At 72.4% G+C, this 16,470-nt stretch carries 17 protein-coding genes; 5 read left to right on the forward strand and 12 right to left on the reverse strand.

Annotated elements, in window-relative coordinates; all coding sequences use genetic code 11:
* Nucleotides 1-262 precede the first annotated feature (262 nt).
* On the forward strand, nt 263-1,567 hold the full coding sequence (gene trpB / locus L3K22_RS09175) for a tryptophan synthase subunit beta (RefSeq protein ID WP_263311109.1): 1,305 nt from the start codon (nt 263-265) through the stop codon (nt 1,565-1,567).
* Nucleotides 1,568-1,656: 89 nt separating this feature from the next.
* Nucleotides 1,657-1,830, forward strand: coding sequence for a hypothetical protein (locus L3K22_RS09180; RefSeq protein ID WP_263311110.1), 174 nt, complete (start codon nt 1,657-1,659; stop codon nt 1,828-1,830).
* 64 nt (nt 1,831-1,894) lie between these two features.
* Here the strand turns inward: L3K22_RS09180 and L3K22_RS09185 are convergent, their stop codons facing one another.
* Complete coding sequence (locus tag L3K22_RS09185; RefSeq protein WP_263311111.1) at nt 1,895-3,004, reverse strand: histidinol-phosphate transaminase; 1,110 nt, start codon at nt 3,002-3,004, stop codon at nt 1,895-1,897.
* Between the two features lie 118 nt (nt 3,005-3,122).
* Between L3K22_RS09185 and L3K22_RS09190 the strand changes: the two genes are divergently transcribed.
* Nucleotides 3,123-3,521 (forward strand): phage holin family protein, encoded by a 399-nt coding sequence (locus tag L3K22_RS09190; protein WP_263311112.1) that lies wholly within the window; start codon nt 3,123-3,125, stop codon nt 3,519-3,521.
* 150 nt (nt 3,522-3,671) lie between these two features.
* Nucleotides 3,672-5,087: an adenylosuccinate lyase gene (purB, locus tag L3K22_RS09195; RefSeq protein ID WP_263311113.1), complete on the forward strand. Its 1,416-nt coding sequence runs from the start codon at nt 3,672-3,674 to the stop codon at nt 5,085-5,087.
* 106 nt (nt 5,088-5,193) lie between these two features.
* Here purB and L3K22_RS09200 read toward each other — a convergent pair whose 3' ends face one another.
* Nucleotides 5,194-5,919 (reverse strand): SDR family oxidoreductase, encoded by a 726-nt coding sequence (locus tag L3K22_RS09200; protein ID WP_263311114.1) that lies wholly within the window; start codon nt 5,917-5,919, stop codon nt 5,194-5,196.
* 36 nt (nt 5,920-5,955) lie between these two features.
* Here L3K22_RS09200 and L3K22_RS09205 point away from each other — a divergent pair, with 36 nt between their 5' ends.
* Nucleotides 5,956-6,723 carry a CPBP family intramembrane glutamic endopeptidase gene (locus tag L3K22_RS09205; RefSeq protein ID WP_263311115.1) on the forward strand — a complete coding sequence of 256 codons (768 nt, stop codon included), beginning with the start codon at nt 5,956-5,958 and terminating at the stop codon, nt 6,721-6,723.
* 10 nt (nt 6,724-6,733) lie between these two features.
* Here L3K22_RS09205 and L3K22_RS09210 read toward each other — a convergent pair whose 3' ends face one another.
* The 10 genes from L3K22_RS09210 to mshD form a co-directional block, all read right to left on the reverse strand.
* Nucleotides 6,734-7,060 carry a rhodanese-like domain-containing protein gene (locus tag L3K22_RS09210; RefSeq protein ID WP_263311116.1) on the reverse strand — a complete coding sequence of 109 codons (327 nt, stop codon included), beginning with the start codon at nt 7,058-7,060 and terminating at the stop codon, nt 6,734-6,736.
* A 65-nt stretch (nt 7,061-7,125) separates the two neighbouring features.
* Nucleotides 7,126-8,487, reverse strand: a complete 1,362-nt coding sequence (locus L3K22_RS09215) for an FtsX-like permease family protein (RefSeq protein WP_263311117.1) — start codon at nt 8,485-8,487, stop codon at nt 7,126-7,128.
* Complete coding sequence (locus L3K22_RS09220; protein ID WP_263311118.1) at nt 8,484-9,260, reverse strand: ABC transporter ATP-binding protein; 777 nt, start codon at nt 9,258-9,260, stop codon at nt 8,484-8,486. Before L3K22_RS09220 ends, L3K22_RS09215 begins: the two co-directional genes overlap by 4 nt.
* A 289-nt stretch (nt 9,261-9,549) precedes the next feature.
* Nucleotides 9,550-10,335 carry a phosphate ABC transporter ATP-binding protein PstB gene (pstB, locus tag L3K22_RS09225; protein WP_263311119.1) on the reverse strand — a complete coding sequence of 262 codons (786 nt, stop codon included), beginning with the start codon at nt 10,333-10,335 and terminating at the stop codon, nt 9,550-9,552.
* 29 nt (nt 10,336-10,364) lie between these two features.
* On the reverse strand, nt 10,365-11,531 hold the full coding sequence (pstA, locus tag L3K22_RS09230; protein WP_263311120.1) for a phosphate ABC transporter permease PstA: 1,167 nt from the start codon (nt 11,529-11,531) through the stop codon (nt 10,365-10,367).
* Nucleotides 11,532-11,541: 10 nt separating this feature from the next.
* Nucleotides 11,542-12,504, reverse strand: a complete 963-nt coding sequence (pstC, locus tag L3K22_RS09235) for a phosphate ABC transporter permease subunit PstC (RefSeq protein WP_263311121.1) — start codon at nt 12,502-12,504, stop codon at nt 11,542-11,544.
* Nucleotides 12,505-12,624: 120 nt separating this feature from the next.
* A complete protein-coding gene (gene pstS, locus L3K22_RS09240; RefSeq protein WP_263311122.1) occupies nt 12,625-13,764 on the reverse strand; it encodes a phosphate ABC transporter substrate-binding protein PstS in 1,140 nt (379 codons plus the stop codon).
* Nucleotides 13,765-13,983: 219 nt separating this feature from the next.
* Nucleotides 13,984-14,526, reverse strand: a complete 543-nt coding sequence (locus tag L3K22_RS09245) for a DUF4190 domain-containing protein (protein ID WP_263311123.1) — start codon at nt 14,524-14,526, stop codon at nt 13,984-13,986.
* Nucleotides 14,527-14,548: 22 nt separating this feature from the next.
* Nucleotides 14,549-15,499 carry an NUDIX hydrolase gene (locus tag L3K22_RS09250; protein ID WP_263311124.1) on the reverse strand — a complete coding sequence of 317 codons (951 nt, stop codon included), beginning with the start codon at nt 15,497-15,499 and terminating at the stop codon, nt 14,549-14,551.
* Nucleotides 15,496-16,383, reverse strand: a complete 888-nt coding sequence (mshD, locus tag L3K22_RS09255) for a mycothiol synthase (protein ID WP_263311125.1) — start codon at nt 16,381-16,383, stop codon at nt 15,496-15,498. The genes L3K22_RS09250 and mshD overlap by 4 nt, the downstream gene beginning before the upstream one ends.
* Between the last annotated feature and the right edge of the window lie 87 nt (nt 16,384-16,470).

Consider the following 16,470-nt stretch of genomic DNA (forward strand, 5'->3'; position numbering starts at 1 on the left):
ACCGCGGGACCGGTAGTGATGTCCACCCCTCCCCCGCATCACCGGGGGCGTCCGTCGGCCGGTCCTGGGTCGCCGGCCGGACGTGCCGCGCAGCACGACCCGGGCTGGGCTATGGTGCCGCGATGCGCATCGCGACGATCAGCTGGTGGGCCGCCTGAGGGCGGTCCCCTGTCGCATGCGCTGACACCGAAGCCGCCCGTCACCCGGGCGGCTTCCCCTGTCTGCGAGCCTCCCGGTCCGGGCCCGATCGCAGGAGATTCCCATGACCAGCACCACCGCACCCGTCGTCCCCGCCGTCGACGGGGCTCCCGCCCCGCGCACCCTCGCCGAGGCCGCGGCGCTCCCCCGCTCCGCTGCCTTCGCCGGGAACACCGGCGGTCGCTTCGGCGACCACGGCGGCGCGATCCTGCCGCCGCCGCTCGCGGAGCCGATGGCGAAGGTCGCCGCCGCCTACGAGGAGGCCCGGCACGACGAGGAGTTCTTCGCGGAGTACTCGCGCCTGCTGCGCGAGGTCGTCGGCCGCCCTTCCCCGATCACGAGCGCCGACCGGCTCTCCGACCAGCTCGGAGGGGCCCGGATCCTGCTCAAGCGCGAGGACCTCAACCACACCGGCGCCCACAAGATCAACCACACGATCGGCGAGGCGCTGCTGGCGAAGCGGATGGGCAAGCGCACCCTGATCGCCGAGACCGGGGCGGGCCAGCACGGGGTCGCGCTCGCGACCGCCGCGGCGCTCGTCGGCCTGGAGTGCGAGATCCACATGGGCGCGGTCGACGTCGCCAAGCAGCGCCCGAACGTGGTGCGCATGCGCCTGCTGGGCGCGAAGGTGGTCGCGGTGGAGACGGGCCAGGCCACCCTGAAGGAGGCGGTCGACTCCGCCTTCGCCGTCTACGCCGCGGATCCCGAGCGCTACCTCTTCGCGATCGGGTCCGTGGTGGGTCCGGCGCCCTTCCCGGACATGGTGCGCGACTTCCAGTCCGTCGTGGGCCGCGAGTCCCGTGCCCAGCACCTCGCCGCGCACGGCCGCCTGCCGGGCGCGGTGATCGCCTGCGTGGGCGGCGGCTCCAACGCGATCGGCGCCTTCACCGCCTATCTCGAGGACGAGGAGGTGCGGCTGATCGGTGTCGAGCCCGGCGGGCAGGGCGACGAGCCGGGCCGCCACGCCGCGACGATGAGCTTCGGCCGCCCCGGCATGCTGCACGGGATGGAGACCCTCGTCCTGCAGGACGAGGACGGCGAGCCCGGCGAGGTCCACTCGATCGCCTCGGGCCTGGACTACCCCGGCGTCGGGCCGCAGCACGTGCATCTGCGGGAGCTGGGCCGGGTCGAGTACGTGCGCGAGGGAGACGAGGCGGTGCTCGATGCCTTCCGCCTGCTCAGCCGCACCGAGGGGATCATCCCCGCGCTCGAGTCCGCGCACGCCCTCGCCCATGCGATCCGGATCGCGCCGACGATGGGCCATGAGGAGCACCTGCTGGTGAACCTCTCCGGGCGCGGCGACAAGGACATCGACTACGTCGCCGAGAGGATCGGGATGACCGGGGAGGCCGACGCCTTCGTGCGGTGACCCGCAGCCTGGGAGCCCCACTGGGGTGACCCGCAGGTCACCGAGGAATCCCCTTACCGCCGGGTCGTGGCGGTGCTTCGCTGAGGGACATGCACCCCCTCGCGAAGCGCCGCTGCCTGGCATATGCCGCCGATGCCGCCGGCTCTCTCGGGATCGCCGCGTCGATGCTCCCGCTCGGCGCGGTGATCGTCCGGACCACGGATCTCGCGTCCATGCCGTGGTTCGGGCACGTCGTCCCGGCCGCGGAGCCCGTCGGCGCCTGAGGCTCCGCCCGCCCGGCAGACCTGCCGGGCGCCGTGCGGCCGGTCCCGCGCGCCCGGCGGCGGCTCAGCCCGCGAGCCACTCCTTCGCGATGGCGAGCAGGCGATCGTTCGCCTCCTCCTCCGCGATGGTGGCGCGCACCCCGTCGGTGCCGTAGGCGCGCAGCACGAGGCCACGTGCGTCGGCGAACTCGGCGAACTCGCTCGTGCGCTTCCCGAGCGGGAAGTAGACGAAGTTGCCCTGGCTCGCGGGCAGCTCCCAGCCCTGCTCGCGCAGTCCGGCCATCACCCGCGAGCGCTCGGAGCGGACCTGCTCCGCGCGGCGCTCGAGCGCCTCGGCCGCCTCGGGGGCGAGCGAGGCGAGGGCCGCGGCCTGGGCGGGGGCTCCCGCACCGAAGGGCACGGTGACCTGGCCGAGCGCCCGGGCGAGCCGCGGATGGGCGACGGCGTAGCCGATGCGCAGCCCGGCCAGGCCCTGGAGCTTCGAGAAGGTGCGCAGCAGCACCACGTTGCCGTGGCGGCGGAAGATCCCGGCGGTGCCGAGCACGGTCGCGGGGTCGTGGAACTCGCGGTAGGCCTCGTCGATCGCGACCACCACGTCCTCGGGGACGCGGGCGAGGAAGTCCTCGACCTGCTCGGTGGAGAGCGAGGGGCCGGTGGGGTTGTTCGGGGTGCACAGCAGCACCAGGCGGGTGCGCTCGGTGACCGCCGCGGCCATCGCCTCGAGGTCGTGCTCGCCCTCCGCGGTCAGCGGCACCGGCACGGGGGTGCCGCCGTGGGAGCCGACGAGGATCGGGTAGGCCTCGAAGGAGCGCCAGGCGTACACGACCTCGTCCCTCTCGCCGACGACGGCGCGCACGAGGTCGCCGGTGACCGCGACGGCGCCGGTGGACAGGGCGATCTGCGCCGGGTCCACGCCGTGCTTCTGTCCGAGCGCGGCGCGCAGCTGCTGCGCCGAGGCGTCGGGGTAGCGGTTCGAGGACTCCATCGCGGCGACCGCGGCATCGCGCACCGAGGGGATCGGCGGCAGGTGCGACTCGTTCGAGGAGACCTTGAAGCGATGGATCCCGTCGTCGGCCGCGGGCTTCCCGGCCACGTAGGCGGGCAGGTTCTCGAGCGCGGGACGAAGACGGATCGTCTCTGCGGGCTGGTCGAGTCGAGCTGCGGGGTCGGACATGCCGTCCAGGGTATGCCGGACGTCGTCACCGGCGCGGCGGAGTCCGAGGGCGTCCCCACCCCGACATCCAGGGGCTTTCCCCCATGCGTGCACAGCGTCCCGCGAGGACAATAGCCCCATGAGATTCCTCGGACACATCATCGTCACCGGCCTCGCGCTGTGGGTCACGGCCCTGATCCTGCCCGGCATGCATCTGGGCGACGACTCGGCGACCCTGCTCACCCAGGTCCTCACGATCGGCGCGATCGCGCTGATCCTCGCGCTGATCAACACCATCGTGAAGCCGCTGCTGTCGTTCCTGGCCTTCCCCATCACCTGCCTGACGCTGGGGCTGTTCCAGCTGGTGATCAACACGCTCATGCTGCTGCTCGCGAGCTGGGTGTCGGGGCTCGTGGGCCTGACCCTCGAGTTCGACTCCTTCTGGTGGGCGCTGCTGGCGGGCGTGATCATCGGGATCCTCTCGGCGATCGTCGAGGCCGTCACCGGCGTCGGCGAGCGCGACGTCGAGCGGGCCTGACCCCTCACCGCGCCGGAGGGACTCTCGGCCTCCCGGCGCGCCCCCGGCGCCGTCGGCCCTGAGCCGACGCCCGCGCATCCGCGCTGCCCCCCGCGCCCGCCCGTCGGCCCCGACGGCGCGGGTGCGCGCGATTCTGGGAGAATGCCCGTCATGGCTCACTCCTTCGCGGACATCACTCCCCCGATCGCCCTCACCCCGCTCGACGGTCGCTACCGCGGCCAGGTCGCACCGCTGGTCGACCACCTGTCCGAGGCGGCGCTGAACCGCTCCCGCCTGGTGGTGGAGACCGAGTGGATGATCCACCTGCTGGACGGCGAGGTGATCCCCGGTCTGCGCACCCTGACCGATGAGGAGCGGGCGCTGCTGCGCGCGATCCCGGAGGACTTCGGCGCCGACGGCATCGCCGAGCACGCCGAGATCGAGCGGGAGACCGTCCACGACGTCAAGGCGATCGAGTACTACATCAAGCGCCGCCTGGCCGGCACCTCCCTCGAGCCGCTCGCCGAGGTCGTGCACATCTACTGCACCAGTGAGGACGTCAACAACCTCGCCTACGCGCTGATGATCCGCGGGGCCGTGCACGAGGTGTGGCTGCCCGCCTTCGAGGCACTGATCGGCGACCTCGAGGCCCTCGCCCGCGAGACCGCCGAGGTGCCGATGCTCTCGCGCACCCACGGCCAGGCCGCGACCCCCACCACCCTCGGCAAGGAGATGGCGGTCTTCGCGCACCGCCTGGGCCGCCAGGCCCGCCGCATCCCCGCGAACCAGATGCTGGGCAAGATCAACGGCGCGACCGGCACCTACGCCGCGCACGCCGTGTCCGTGCCGGGCGCGGACTGGGAGCGCATCGCGCGCACCTTCGTGGAGCACCTGGGCCTGACCTGGAACCCCCTGACCACGCAGATCGAGTCCCACGACTGGCAGGCCGAGGTCTACGCCGACATCGCCCGCGCCGGCCGGATCCTGCACAACCTCGCCACCGACGTGTGGACCTACATCTCGCTGGGCTACTTCCGCCAGCGCCTGTCCGCGCAGGGCGGCACCGGCTCCTCGACCATGCCCCACAAGGTCAACCCCATCCGCTTCGAGAACGCGGAGGCGAACCTCGAGGTCTCCGGCGCTCTGCTGGACGTGCTCTCCCAGACCCTGGTCACCTCGCGCCTGCAGCGCGACCTCACCGACTCGACCACGCAGCGCAACGTCGGCCCGGCGCTCGGCCACTCGCTGCTGGCGATCGCGAACATCCGCAAGGGCCTGGCGGGCCTGGACGTCGACGCCGACGCGATGGCCGCGGACCTCGAGGGCAACTGGGAGGTGCTCGGCGAGGCGGTGCAGTCCGTGATGCGCACCCTGGGCGTGCAGGGCCACGAGGGCCTGGACAACCCTTACGAGCGGCTGAAGGACCTCACCCGCGGCCACCGCGTGGACGGGGAGGGGATGCGCGAGTTCATCTCCTCGCTCGGCCTGCCCGAGGCGGAGCAGGAGCGGCTGCTGGCCCTGACCCCGCAGACCTACGTGGGCCTCGCCGCGAAGCTCGTCGGCCACCTGGACGACCAGCGCGGCTGACGCGCCCCGCACGGCCGACGACCCCTCCTGCTCGGGCGAGCAGGAGGGGTCGTCCTGGTTCCGGCGGACGGGGCCCGGGTCGGGCCGGCCCGTCGGCCGCGCCGGGTCAGCCGATCGCGCGGGGGCGCAGGTCCAGGCTCGTCACCACCGCGTCCTCCGGGGCGCGCAGCACGAAGCCGATCGCCGCGGCGACCGTGGTGGGGCGCAGGTACTGCTCGGCCTGGTAGGCGCCCTGCTCGGCGGCGCGCAGCTCGTGCTGCATGTCGGTGTCGACCCGTCCGGGGTGGACCGAGCTGACCCGCACGCCCGCGGCGAGCTCCTCCTCGCGCAGCGCGTCGGCCCAGGCGCGCAGCGCGAACTTCGAGGCGGAGTAGGCGCCGCGGTCCCCCTTCGCGGCGTAGCCGGAGCCCGAGTTCACGGCGACGACGGTGCCGCGCGCCGCGCGCAGCGCGGGAAGCAGGCGCCGGGTCAGCTCCGAGACGGCGGTGACGTTGACCGCGAAGTTCCGCTCCCAGTCCGCGGGCGTCAGCTCCTCGATGGAGCCGTTCACCAGGATCCCCGCGGAGTGGACGAGGCCAGCGAGTCCTTCCTCGAGGGCGAGGCCGGTCAGCGCCCGGTCGAGATCGGCGGGGTCGGTGAGCTCGGCGACGACGGGCTCGGCCGACGGGAGCTCCGCGGCGAGCGCGGCGAGCGCCTGCTCGTCCCGCCCGCCCAGCAGCAGGTGGTGGTCGGCGGCCAGCTCGTGCGCGACGGCGCGGCCGATCCCCCGGTTCGCGCCCGTGACCAGGACGACGGGACGGGAGGTGCGGGCAGCGGGATGCGAGGCAGTCATGGGATCGAGTCTGGCACGGAGCCGGGGTGAGAGCATGTGCGCGTGGAGACGTGGAGACCGAGCCCGGCCTGGCTGCGCGCCGAGGTGCTCATCGTGCTGGCGCTCTCGCTGGGGCGCAGCGCCGTGTACTCGCTGATCGCGCTGGCCCAGGCCCTCGCCGCCGGCCCCCTCTCCGGTCAGTCGACCTCGCTGAACTCCTCGCTGCGGGAGGACGCGTGGCTGGACCTGATGTACCAGCTGCTCTCGATCGTCTTCGCCCTGGTGCCGGTCGCGCTGGTGGTGCTGCTGCTGGCCGCGACCGCGGGCTCGCTGCGCCAGGCGCTCGGCGACCTCGGCCTGGACCTCGCCAGGCCGCTGCGGGACCTGGGCCACGGGCTGCTGCTCACCGCCGCGATCGGGGTGCCGGGCCTGGCCGTCTACTACCTGGGTCGGGCGCTGGGCGCGACCGTGGAGGTGATCCCGGCGGCGCTCGCGACCCACTGGTGGACCACTCCGGTGCTGATCCTCCACGCGCTGAAGAACGCGCTGCTCGAGGAGGTGATCGTGGTCGGCTACCTCTACCAGCGCCTCGAACGGCTCGGCTGGTCGCCGAGTCGGATCCTGCTCGCCTCCGCCCTGCTGCGCGGCGCGTACCACACCTACCAGGGGGTGGGTCCGGGGCTCGCGAACCTGGTGATGGGGCTGGTGCTCGGCGAGTGGTACCGACGCACCCGTCGGACGATGCCGCTGGTCGTGGCGCACACCCTCCTCGACGTGGCCGCGTTCGTGGGCTACGCGCTGCTGAAGGACGTGCTGCCGCTCTGAGGGAGGCGCCTCAGAGGATGAAGGCCTCGCCCTCGCCGTCGGACTCTATCGGCAGCCCGGACTCGAACCACTGGTCCATGCCCCCGCCGACGTTGATCGCGTCGAACCCGTTGGCGTTCAGCCACTGCGCGACCTGGAAGGAGCGTCCGCCGCTGCGGCAGACGATGTACAGGTCCTCGTCCGTCTCCGGGAGCTGCTCGAGGTGCTGCAGGAGCGTGCTCGCCGGGAGGTGCTGGGCGGTGGGGGCGTGCCCGGCATCCCATTCGGCCTGCTCGCGCACGTCGATGAGATGCGCACCCTCGGGCACGTCCTGCGGGGCGACGGTCTGCATGTCCATCGCCCCAGCCTAACGGCCGTGCCCCGCGCCGCGGGAAGGCGGGGCGGGGCACGCGGAGGTGCCGCTCAGGCGGTGCGCGTCGCGTACCGGCGCACGAGCGGGGAGGCGACGAGCACGGCGAGGATCACCAGGGCGTAGGCCCCGGCGACGCTGACCAGGTAGCGCACCGCCGCGCTCGGATCGGCGGCGCCCGATCCCAGCACCGACAGCACGACGAGCAGAGCGGTGAAGGTCGCGAGCACCGAGCTCAGCAGCACCGGCAGCGTGATCTCCGCGATCCGGGCCCGGTGCAGCTGGCCCACCTCGGCGCCGGCGATGTGCTGGGCGCGCAGCACCGGCGCCTGGTCGATCACCCGCGCGGTCTGCGTCACGCCGGTGCCGACCGCGGCGAGGACGGCCGCGATGCCGAGGGTGAGCAGCCCGCCGGTGGACATGGCGGTGGCCATCATCCGGTCCTCGACCGCGCGGGCGCCGCCGTCCGGGGTGAGCGTCGCGAGCGTGGTGAGGAAGCCTGCGATGACCAGGGCGAAGGTGATCCCGGAGACGGCCCTCCAGCCGGCCTTCGGGTCCGCGGCGAGGCGCCTCGCGCCGACCATCAGCGCAGGGGTCGGGGCCGTGCGCGCCACGAGCAGCGCCACGCCCCAGACGAGGAACGGGCCGACCACGTTCACGCCGGCGACGACCGCGCCGATGAACACGATCATGATCCCGATGAACAGCATCCCGTCGGCGACCTCGCCGAAGATCATCCCGCCCACCTGCATGAACACGAGGAAGCCGAGGATCAGCGCCGCCCAGATCACCAGGCGGAGCACAGACATCCGCACGATGCGGGAGTCGCGGGCGACGCCGAGGGGGCTGAGCACCACTGCGGTGAGGGAGACGGCGGCGGAGCCCGCGGCGAGCAGGACCATGCCGATCACCAGCAGCGGATACGCCCACCACGGCATCAGCAGGTCCGCGGTGGTGAACGGGGCGATCCCGAAGTCGAGCGCGGTCAGGGGCGGGGTCACGAGCAGGTGCAGCACCACGCCGAGCAGCCCGCCGAGCAGAGCCTGCGCGGCGACGTCGAGGACCGCCACGGCGCCGACCTGGCCGGCGGTGCCGCCGACGAGACGGATCGAGGCGAGGTCCTGCTCGCGCCGGGCGAGCGAGAGCCGCGCCGCGGAGCCGCCGAGGCCGACGGCGCTCGGGATCAGCAGCACCGAGGCGACCATCGCGCAGGAGACCAGGAAGGGGATCAGCGAGGCCTCCCCCTCGAAAGCGACCTCGCCGTCGGCGGGGAGGCGGCCGACGAAGGCGGCGGCGCCGCCGAGCACGGTCCCGGTGATCGCAGTCGCCGCGGCGAAGGCGATCACGGGCAGGACGTCGGCGAGGGCGCCGCGGCGGCGCAGCAGGAGCGGGGCGGAGACGAGCAGGGCGTTCATCGGGCGTCCCCCGTGCCCTGCGCGCCCTCGGGTCGCACGTACTCGCGGGCGATCCGGCCGTCGCGCATCGCGACGGTTCGCCGGCAGGCCGCGGCGACCTTCGCGTCGTGGGTGACCATGACCAGGCTCGCGCCGGTCTCGGCGCACGCGTCGACGAGGGTCGCGAGGACGGACTGTCCGGTCTCCTGGTCCAGGGCGCCGGTGGGCTCGTCGGCGAAGACGACCGACGGACGCCCCGCGAGCGCGCGGGCGACCGCTACGCGCTGGGCCTGGCCGCCGGAGAGCTGGGTCGGCCGGCGGTGGTGCATCCCGGCGAGGCCGAGCCGGTCCAGCCAGGCGGTGGCCTCGGCGGTCGCGGCACGGCGCGAGGTGCCGCCGAGCATGCGCGGGAGGATCACGTTCTCGACCGCGGTCAGCTCGGGCAGCAGCTGGCCGTCCTGGAAGACGAAGCCGAACTCGCTGCGGCGCAGCAGGGTGCGCCGTCGGTCCCCGAGCTCGGCGAGGGCCTCGCCGTCCAGTCGCACCGTCCCGGAGGTCGGGGCGAGGATGCCGGCGAGCACGTGCAGCAGGGTGGTCTTGCCGCAGCCGGAGGGGCCCATCACGGCGAGGGAGTCGGCGCGGGCGATGTCGAGGTCCACGCCGTCGAGGGCCCGGGTGGCGGTCTGGTCGCTGCCGTAGGTGCGCACGAGCCCCCGGGCGGAGAGGATCGGCGTGGGATGGGCGGGCGCCGACGGGGCGGCGGAGGGCTGCGAGGCAGGGGGTGCGAAGTTCATGTCCCCCACGATCCGCCGCGGGCCCCTCACACCGCATCCACCCGGGGATCGGTTCCGCACAGGCGGCGTCCGACCGTGGGATGACGCCCGGATGCGACCGTCGGCCCCGGGACGACGGAGCGCCGGGACCCGGGCACTCGGCCCAGGGTCCCGGCGCTCCTCGCCAGGACGTCGATCAGACTCCGTCCACCTGACTGATCTCCTACCGGCTCGTCCCTCGCCAGTACGTCGATCAGACTCCGTCCACCTGACTGATCTCCTACCGGCTCGTCCCTCGCCAGTACGTCGATCAGCCGAAACGACCGGAGATGTAGTCCTCGGTCTGCTTGTTGCTGGGGTTGGTGAAGATCGTGTCGGTGTCGTCGATCTCGATGAGGTGCCCGGGCTTGCCGGTGCCGGCGATGTTGAAGAAGCCGGTGCGGTCGGAGACGCGGGACGCCTGCTGCATGTTGTGCGTGACGATGACGATCGTGTACTCCTCCTTCAGCTCGTGGATGAGGTCCTCGATCGCGAGGGTGGAGATCGGGTCGAGCGCTGAGCAGGGCTCGTCCATGAGGACGACCTCGGGCTTGACAGCGATGGTGCGGGCGATGCACAGACGCTGCTGCTGACCGCCGGACAGGCCCATGCCGGGCCTGTCGAGACGGTCCTTGACCTCGTTCCAGAGGTTCGCGCCCTTCAGCGCGCGCTCGACCAGCTCGTCGGCCGCGGACTTCGAGATCCGACGGTTGTTGAGCTTCACGCCCGCGAGCACGTTGTCGCGGATCGACATGGTCGGGAAGGGGTTTGCCTTCTGGAACACCATGCCGACGCGGCGACGCACGTTGACCGGGTCGACCTTGGCGTCGTAGATGTCCTCGCCGTTGATCTCGACCTTGCCCTTCGCGTATGCGCCGGGGATGACCTCGTGCATGCGGTTCAGGGTGCGCAGGAAGGTCGACTTGCCGCAGCCGGAGGGGCCGATGAGGGCCGTGACCGAACGGGGCCGGATCTGCACGTCGACACCCTCGACGGCGAGGAAGTCGCCGTAGTAGATGTTCAGGTCCTCGACGTTGATGGGCTGGGGGGCTGCCATCAGATGTCCTTTCGCGTGGGTGGCCCGGCTCAGCGGCTGAGCTTCGGGGAGAAGTAGTGGCTGATCAGGCGCGCGATGATGTTCAGGACCATCACGATCACGATCAGGGTGAAGGCGGCCGCCCAGGCGCGGTCGATGTTGGTGCTGACCGCACAGGCGTACACCTCCTGGTTGATCGGGTTGGTGACCGTGTCCGACATGCAGTTCGCGTTGCCGTTGCGGTACTGCTGGTTGATGAAGGTGGGCAGGGTCGCCATGCGGCCGTCGAACATGTTCCAGTTCACCGAGGTGACCATGCCGACCGTGAGCAGCAGCGGCGCGGTCTCGCCGATGACGCGGGCGATGGCGAGGGTGATGCCGGTGGTCAAGCCCGCGATCGCGGTGCGAAGCACGACCTTGACGATCGTGAGCCACTTGGGCACGCCGAGCGCGTAGGCGGCCTCGCGCAGGTCCATGGGGACCAGGCGGAGCATCTCCTCGCTGTTGCGGACCACGGTGGGGATCATCAGCAGCGAGAGCGCGACCGCGCCCATGATGCCCATGCGCACGGACTGGTCGGGCATGAAGGCGATGAACACCGCCAGGCCGAACAGGCCCGCCACGATCGAGGGGATGCCGGTCATGACGTCGACGAGGAAGGTGACACCCCTGCCGAGGGTCCGCTTCCAGCCCACGTTCGCGTACTCGACCAGGAAGATCGCGGTGAACAGGCCGACGGGGATCGAGATGATCGAGGCCCACAGCGTGATCAGCAGCGTGCCGACGATCGCGTGGAAGACGCCGCCGGCGTCCGCTCCGCCGATGATGCCGGACATGTCCTCGGTCCAGAACGCGAAGCTGGTCGGCTTCGCGGCGATCACGCGGGTCAGGCCACGGGAGACCACGGACCACAGCAGCGACAGCAGCGGGAACATCGAGATCGCGAACGCGCCGATGACCAGCAGGGTCATCAGCCGCTCGGTCGCCCAGCGGGGGCCCTCGCGCAGGAGCGAGTAGCCCCAGCCGAAGAGCAGGTGCAGGACGAATCCGAGCAGGATGGCGCTGGTGACCGAGAGGGCGCCGACGATCGCCAGCACGGCGATGGCGACCAGGAGGCCCGCGAGGCCGGTGAAGACGAGGTGGTACCAGGGCAGGCGGCGCTCGTCGCGGGGGTGGTGGACCGAGGGCCCGGTCCGCACGGTGGTGGGGGTGCTCATGGGGGACCTCTCAGCTCTTGGGGCCGCTGCGGGCGACGATCCACCGGGCGATGGCGTTGATGACGAAGGTCAGCACGAACAGCACCAGGCCGGTGAAGATGAGCAGGGACATGTCGACGCCGGAGGCCTCCGCCTGCTTCGAGGCGATGTTCGCGGCGATCGAGTTGTGGCGGCCGACCTCGAGGATGTGCAGGGAGAAGGTCGCGCCGGGCGCGAGGATCATCAGCACGGCCATGGTCTCGCCGAGCGCACGGCCGAGACCCAGCATCGACGCGGCGACCACGCCGCTGCGGCCGAAGGGCAGCACGACGGTGCGGATGGTCTCCCAGCGGGTGGCGCCGAGCGCGAGCGCGGCCTCCTCCTGCAGTCGCGGGGTCTGCAGGAAGACCTCGCGGGAGACCGCTGTGATGATCGGCAGGACCATGACGGCCAGGACCACGGAGGCGGAGGCGAGGTTGCGCATCGGGGCGGTCGGATCGCCACCGAACAGCGGGATCCACCCGAAGTAGGTGTTGAGGAAGACGTACAGGGGCTCGAGCTTGGGGACCAGCCACACGCCGCCCCACAGGCCGTAGACGACCGAGGGCACGGCGGCGAGCAGGTCGATCATGTAGCCGAGCGCCGAGGCCAGGCGGCGCGGCGCGAAGTGCGAGATGAACAGAGCGATGCCGAGGGAGATCGGGATCGCGATCACCAGCGCGATCGCGGCGGCGAGGACGGTGCCGAACACGAGCGGCAGGGCGTACTCGATCAGCGAGAAGTCCGCAGTGCCGGAGAACTCCCGGCTCGCGATGATCGCGGGGAGGGACTCCAGGGTGAGGAAGATGGCCACCGCGGCGAGGGTGACGAAGATGAGGAGCCCGGAGCCGACGCTCAGGGCGTTGAAGAGCGAGTCGCCGAAGCGGCGGCCACCGGACTTCATGGAGGCGGGCGGGGCCGATGCCGCGTCCGGTTCGATGTCAGCTGTGCTCATGGGGACCTTCCTCCGAGCTCACGGTCCGCGCGCGGTGCGCTGGCCGGGGTGATGACGGCGGGGACAGCGATGTCGCCGGGCCGGTACGGCCCGGCGACACGCTGTCGTGAGGTGGCGGGATCAGCCGACGGTGATGCCGTCGATCGCGGCCTGGGCCTCGGTGCGCAGCTCCTCGGAGATCGGGGCGGAGCCGGCGGCGTCGGCGGCGGTGGCCTGACCGTCCTCGGAGACCATGTAGGAGGCGTAGGCCTTGACGGCCTCGCCCTGCGCGGAGTCGGCGTAGGAGCCGCACAGCGCGAGGTAGGACACGAGGACGATCGGGTAGACGCCGGCCTCCTCGGTGGTGCGGTCGAGCTCCACGACGATGTCGTTCTCCTCGCGGCCCTCCTCGCGCGGGGAGACGTCGACGGCCTTGGCGGCGGCGTCGGCGCTGTACTCGACGAACTCGTCGCCGACCTGGATCGCGGCGGTGCCGAGGTTGCCGGCCTGCGAGGCGTCGGCGTAGCCGATGGTGCCGTTGCCGCCCTCGACGGTGGAGATCAGGCCGGAGGTGCCGTCGCCGGACTGGCCGCCGGAGATGGGCCAGGTCTCGACCGGGCCGTGGGTCCAGGCGTCGGGCGCGGTCTCGGAGAGGTACTCGGTGAAGTTCTCGGTGGTGCCCGAGTCGTCGGAGCGGTGGACCGGCACGATGTCCATGTCGGGCAGCTCGGCGTCGGGGTTCGACTCGGCGATCGCCGGGTCGTTCCACGTGGTGATGTCGCCCGCGAAGATCCCGGCGATGGTCTCGGGGGTCAGGTTCAGGGAGTCGACGCCCTCGAGGTTGAAGACGACGGCGATCGGGGAGATGTAGACCGGCAGGTCGAAGGCCTGCGAGTCGTTGCACACCTCGGCGGACTTGGTGAGCTCCTCCTCGTCCAGGGCGGCGTCGGTGCCGGCGAACTGCACCTGGCCGGTGAGGAACTGCTCACGACCGGTGCCGGAGCCGGTGGGGTCGTAGGTGACCGTGAGGTCGCCGCCCTCGGCCTGGGTGAGGCCCATGAAGGACTCGGTCCACGCGGTCTGGGCGTTCTGCATCGAGGACGCGCCCGAGCCGGCGAGGTTGCCGGAGAGCTCCGCGTAGCCGCCGGCCGCGGCGCCGCCGCCGTCGGAGGCGCCGTCCGTGCCGCCGTTCTCCGAGCCGCCGCCGCACGCGGACAGCGCGAGGCCGCCGACGAGTCCGAGCGCTGCGAGCGAGACGAGCTTGTTCTTGCGAACGTTCACTGCGAGTCCTTTCGGGGCCTTCGGCCCGGGTTCACACCTGCTGACGTCTGTCAGCGGCGAACCTAGGGAGGGGAGATGACGCGGGGCCCGTCGTTGCGTGAACACCAGGTGAACAGCCCTCCCGCTCCCATGAATTCGCAGGTCATGAGCGGATTACGAACGGATCACACTCCCGTTTCGTCCGACTTCCAGTGGGCTGGGACACGTTCGGCATGCCCCTCAGTAGCCGGAGCCGGCGGCCACCCCTGCGATCACGAACATGACCACGAAGTAGGCGATGATGAGAAGCAGTGCGACCGTGCCGATGATCGAGAGGATCAGCCCGGTGATCGTGAGCCCGCGGCCTCCCTTCGGCGGGGTCGCGGTCGGGGACGTCTCCCGCATGCCCAGGATCGACAGCACCAGGCCGACGGGCGAGACGAGCGTTCCGCACAGGGTGAGCCCGAGCAGGCCGATCACGAAGCCGGCGATCCCGAGCCCGGAGCTCGGCGGCGCCGGCTGCACCGCGACGGCATAGCCCGGGGCGGCGTAGCGGCCCTGGGACAGCCCCGAGGGGAGGGAGGCGTAGGGATCCGGCACCCCGGCACCGCGCTGCGGGGCCCCGTGCGGATCGGCCGCGCCGTACGGATCCGCCGTGCCGTACGGGTCCGCCGCCTCGTGCTGCTCCGCGCTGCCGTACGGGTCCGCCGACGCCGAGGAGCCGTACGGGCCGTACCGCTCCGACGAGGGCCCGTACGGGTCCTGCCCCCACTGCGTGCTCATCCGTGCTCTCTCCAGTCCGTCGTCAGCCGATGTTCGGCAGGTGTCGTTCGATCGCCACCACGACGCCCTCAGGCGTGACGTGCAGCAGCAGGGCCTCGCCGGCGGCGAGATAGGGGTCCTCGCGCGGCAGCTCGAGGGCCGCGCCGGGCCGGGAGACCCGGCGCACCGCTTCGATGACCGTGGGGAGCACAGGACGGTGCGTGCACACGACCGTCGGCCGCGCCTCGCTCAGCACCCGGTCGATGACCGCCTCGGTGCGGGAGGGGTGCTCCGCGTGGCCGGCCTCGGAGAGCTCGCCCTTGGTCCGCACCGTGAGGCCCTCGTTCTTCGCCAGCGGTTCGACGGTGCTCAGGCACCGCTCCCACGGGCTGCTCACCACGCTCCCCGGGTCGAAGGCGTCCAGCAGCGGCGGGAGGGCCTTGGCCTGCTTCTTCCCCTTCGAGTTCAAGGGGCGGGCCCCCTCCCCGCGGCGCCACTTCGACCGGGAGACCGCCGCGCCGTGGCGCTGGATCACGACGGGCGCCGTGCGCAGCTCCCCGGCCTCCGCGAAGCGTCGCAGCGACTGCAGGAGGACCTGGTCGCCCTGGCGCGCGACCATCCCCTCGGCCTCCGCCAGCGGGACCCAGCGGACCTTGTCGATCTCGGCGGCGTTCTCCGGACCGGGCGCGACCTTCGCCCGGACCGTGCCGAGCCAGTACTGGACGATCTTGGTGCGCCCGTCCGGCAGCAGGTACACGGAGGCGGGCAGCGGCCGGTGCAGGCGCACCCGGTAGCCGGTCTCCTCGGTGACCTCCCGCACCGCGGCCGCGGGGAAGGTCTCGCCCTTGTCGAGCTTGCCCTTGGGGACCGACCAGTCGTCGTAGCGGGGCCGGTGCACGAGCAGCACCTGGAGCTTCCCGCCCTTCTCGCGCCAGGCGAGGGCGCCGGCGGCGAGGACGGGAGGCGGTTTGCCCGGGCCGACGCTCACGCTCATGCCGAGGCCGCTGCGGGACGGCGCATCTGCACGTCGCGGCCCGAGACCTCGAAGCCCCAGCGCTCGTACAGGCGCAGCGCGGCGGTGTTGTCCGCCTCGACGTAGAGCTCGACGCCGGGGACCCCGTCCTCGGCCAGGCGACGCAGCGCGGTCGCCAGCAGCACCGCCGCGATGCGGTGCCCCTGGACCGCCGGGTCGGTCGCCACGACGTAGATCTCGGCGTCGGCGTCCGTCGCGCCGGGCCGCTCCCGCTTGACCCAGACGAATCCGATCAGCTCCCCGTCGCGACGGGCGACGACCATGTCCTCGGCGTCGAACCAGGGCTGGGCGAGGCGCTGGTCCAGGTCCGCGCGGGTGAGCGCCCCCTGCTCGGGATGGGAGGCGAAGGCGCGGGAGTTGACCCCGACCCAGGCGTCCGCGTCGCGCACCGGATCGAAGACGCCCAGGGTCAGCCCGGACAGGGAGGACTCGGGCACGGGCTCGAGCGCGGCATCGGCCCCGAGCGCGCGGTGCAGGGTGAGCAGGCGGCGCGTCTCGACGAGCCCGGCCGCGGAGAGGAAGGCGAGGGAGCCCTCGAGCGCGCCGTGCGCCCACACCCCGGCGTCGGGCCGGTCGGAGAGCGCGGCCTCGAGCAGGGCGGTGCCGTGGCCGCGGCGGCGCACCTCCGGGCGCACCATCCCCTGGACGGTGCCGTCGGAGAGCACACCGGCGTAGGCGACCGCGCGGTCCCCCTCGAGGCGGAGCAGGTGCCGGGCCCCGTCGCCGTCGAGCGCGAGGCTCGCCGCCTCGTCGAGCGGGGAGACGCCGTCGTGCGCGGTCACCGCGCCGAGCAGATCGAGGATCTGGTCACGGTGCTCCTGCGACAGCTCGGCCGTGGAGATCATGGGGTCCTTCCGGGACGACGGACGGCGGTGGTGAGCGGCACGAGTATGCCTCCACCTGCGGGCACTCGTAGACTGCCACTGTAGCGC

Origin of the sequence: Brachybacterium atlanticum, from assembly GCF_025669985.1 — a bacterium.
Taxonomy (GTDB): Bacteria; Actinomycetota; Actinomycetes; order Actinomycetales; family Dermabacteraceae; genus Brachybacterium; species Brachybacterium conglomeratum.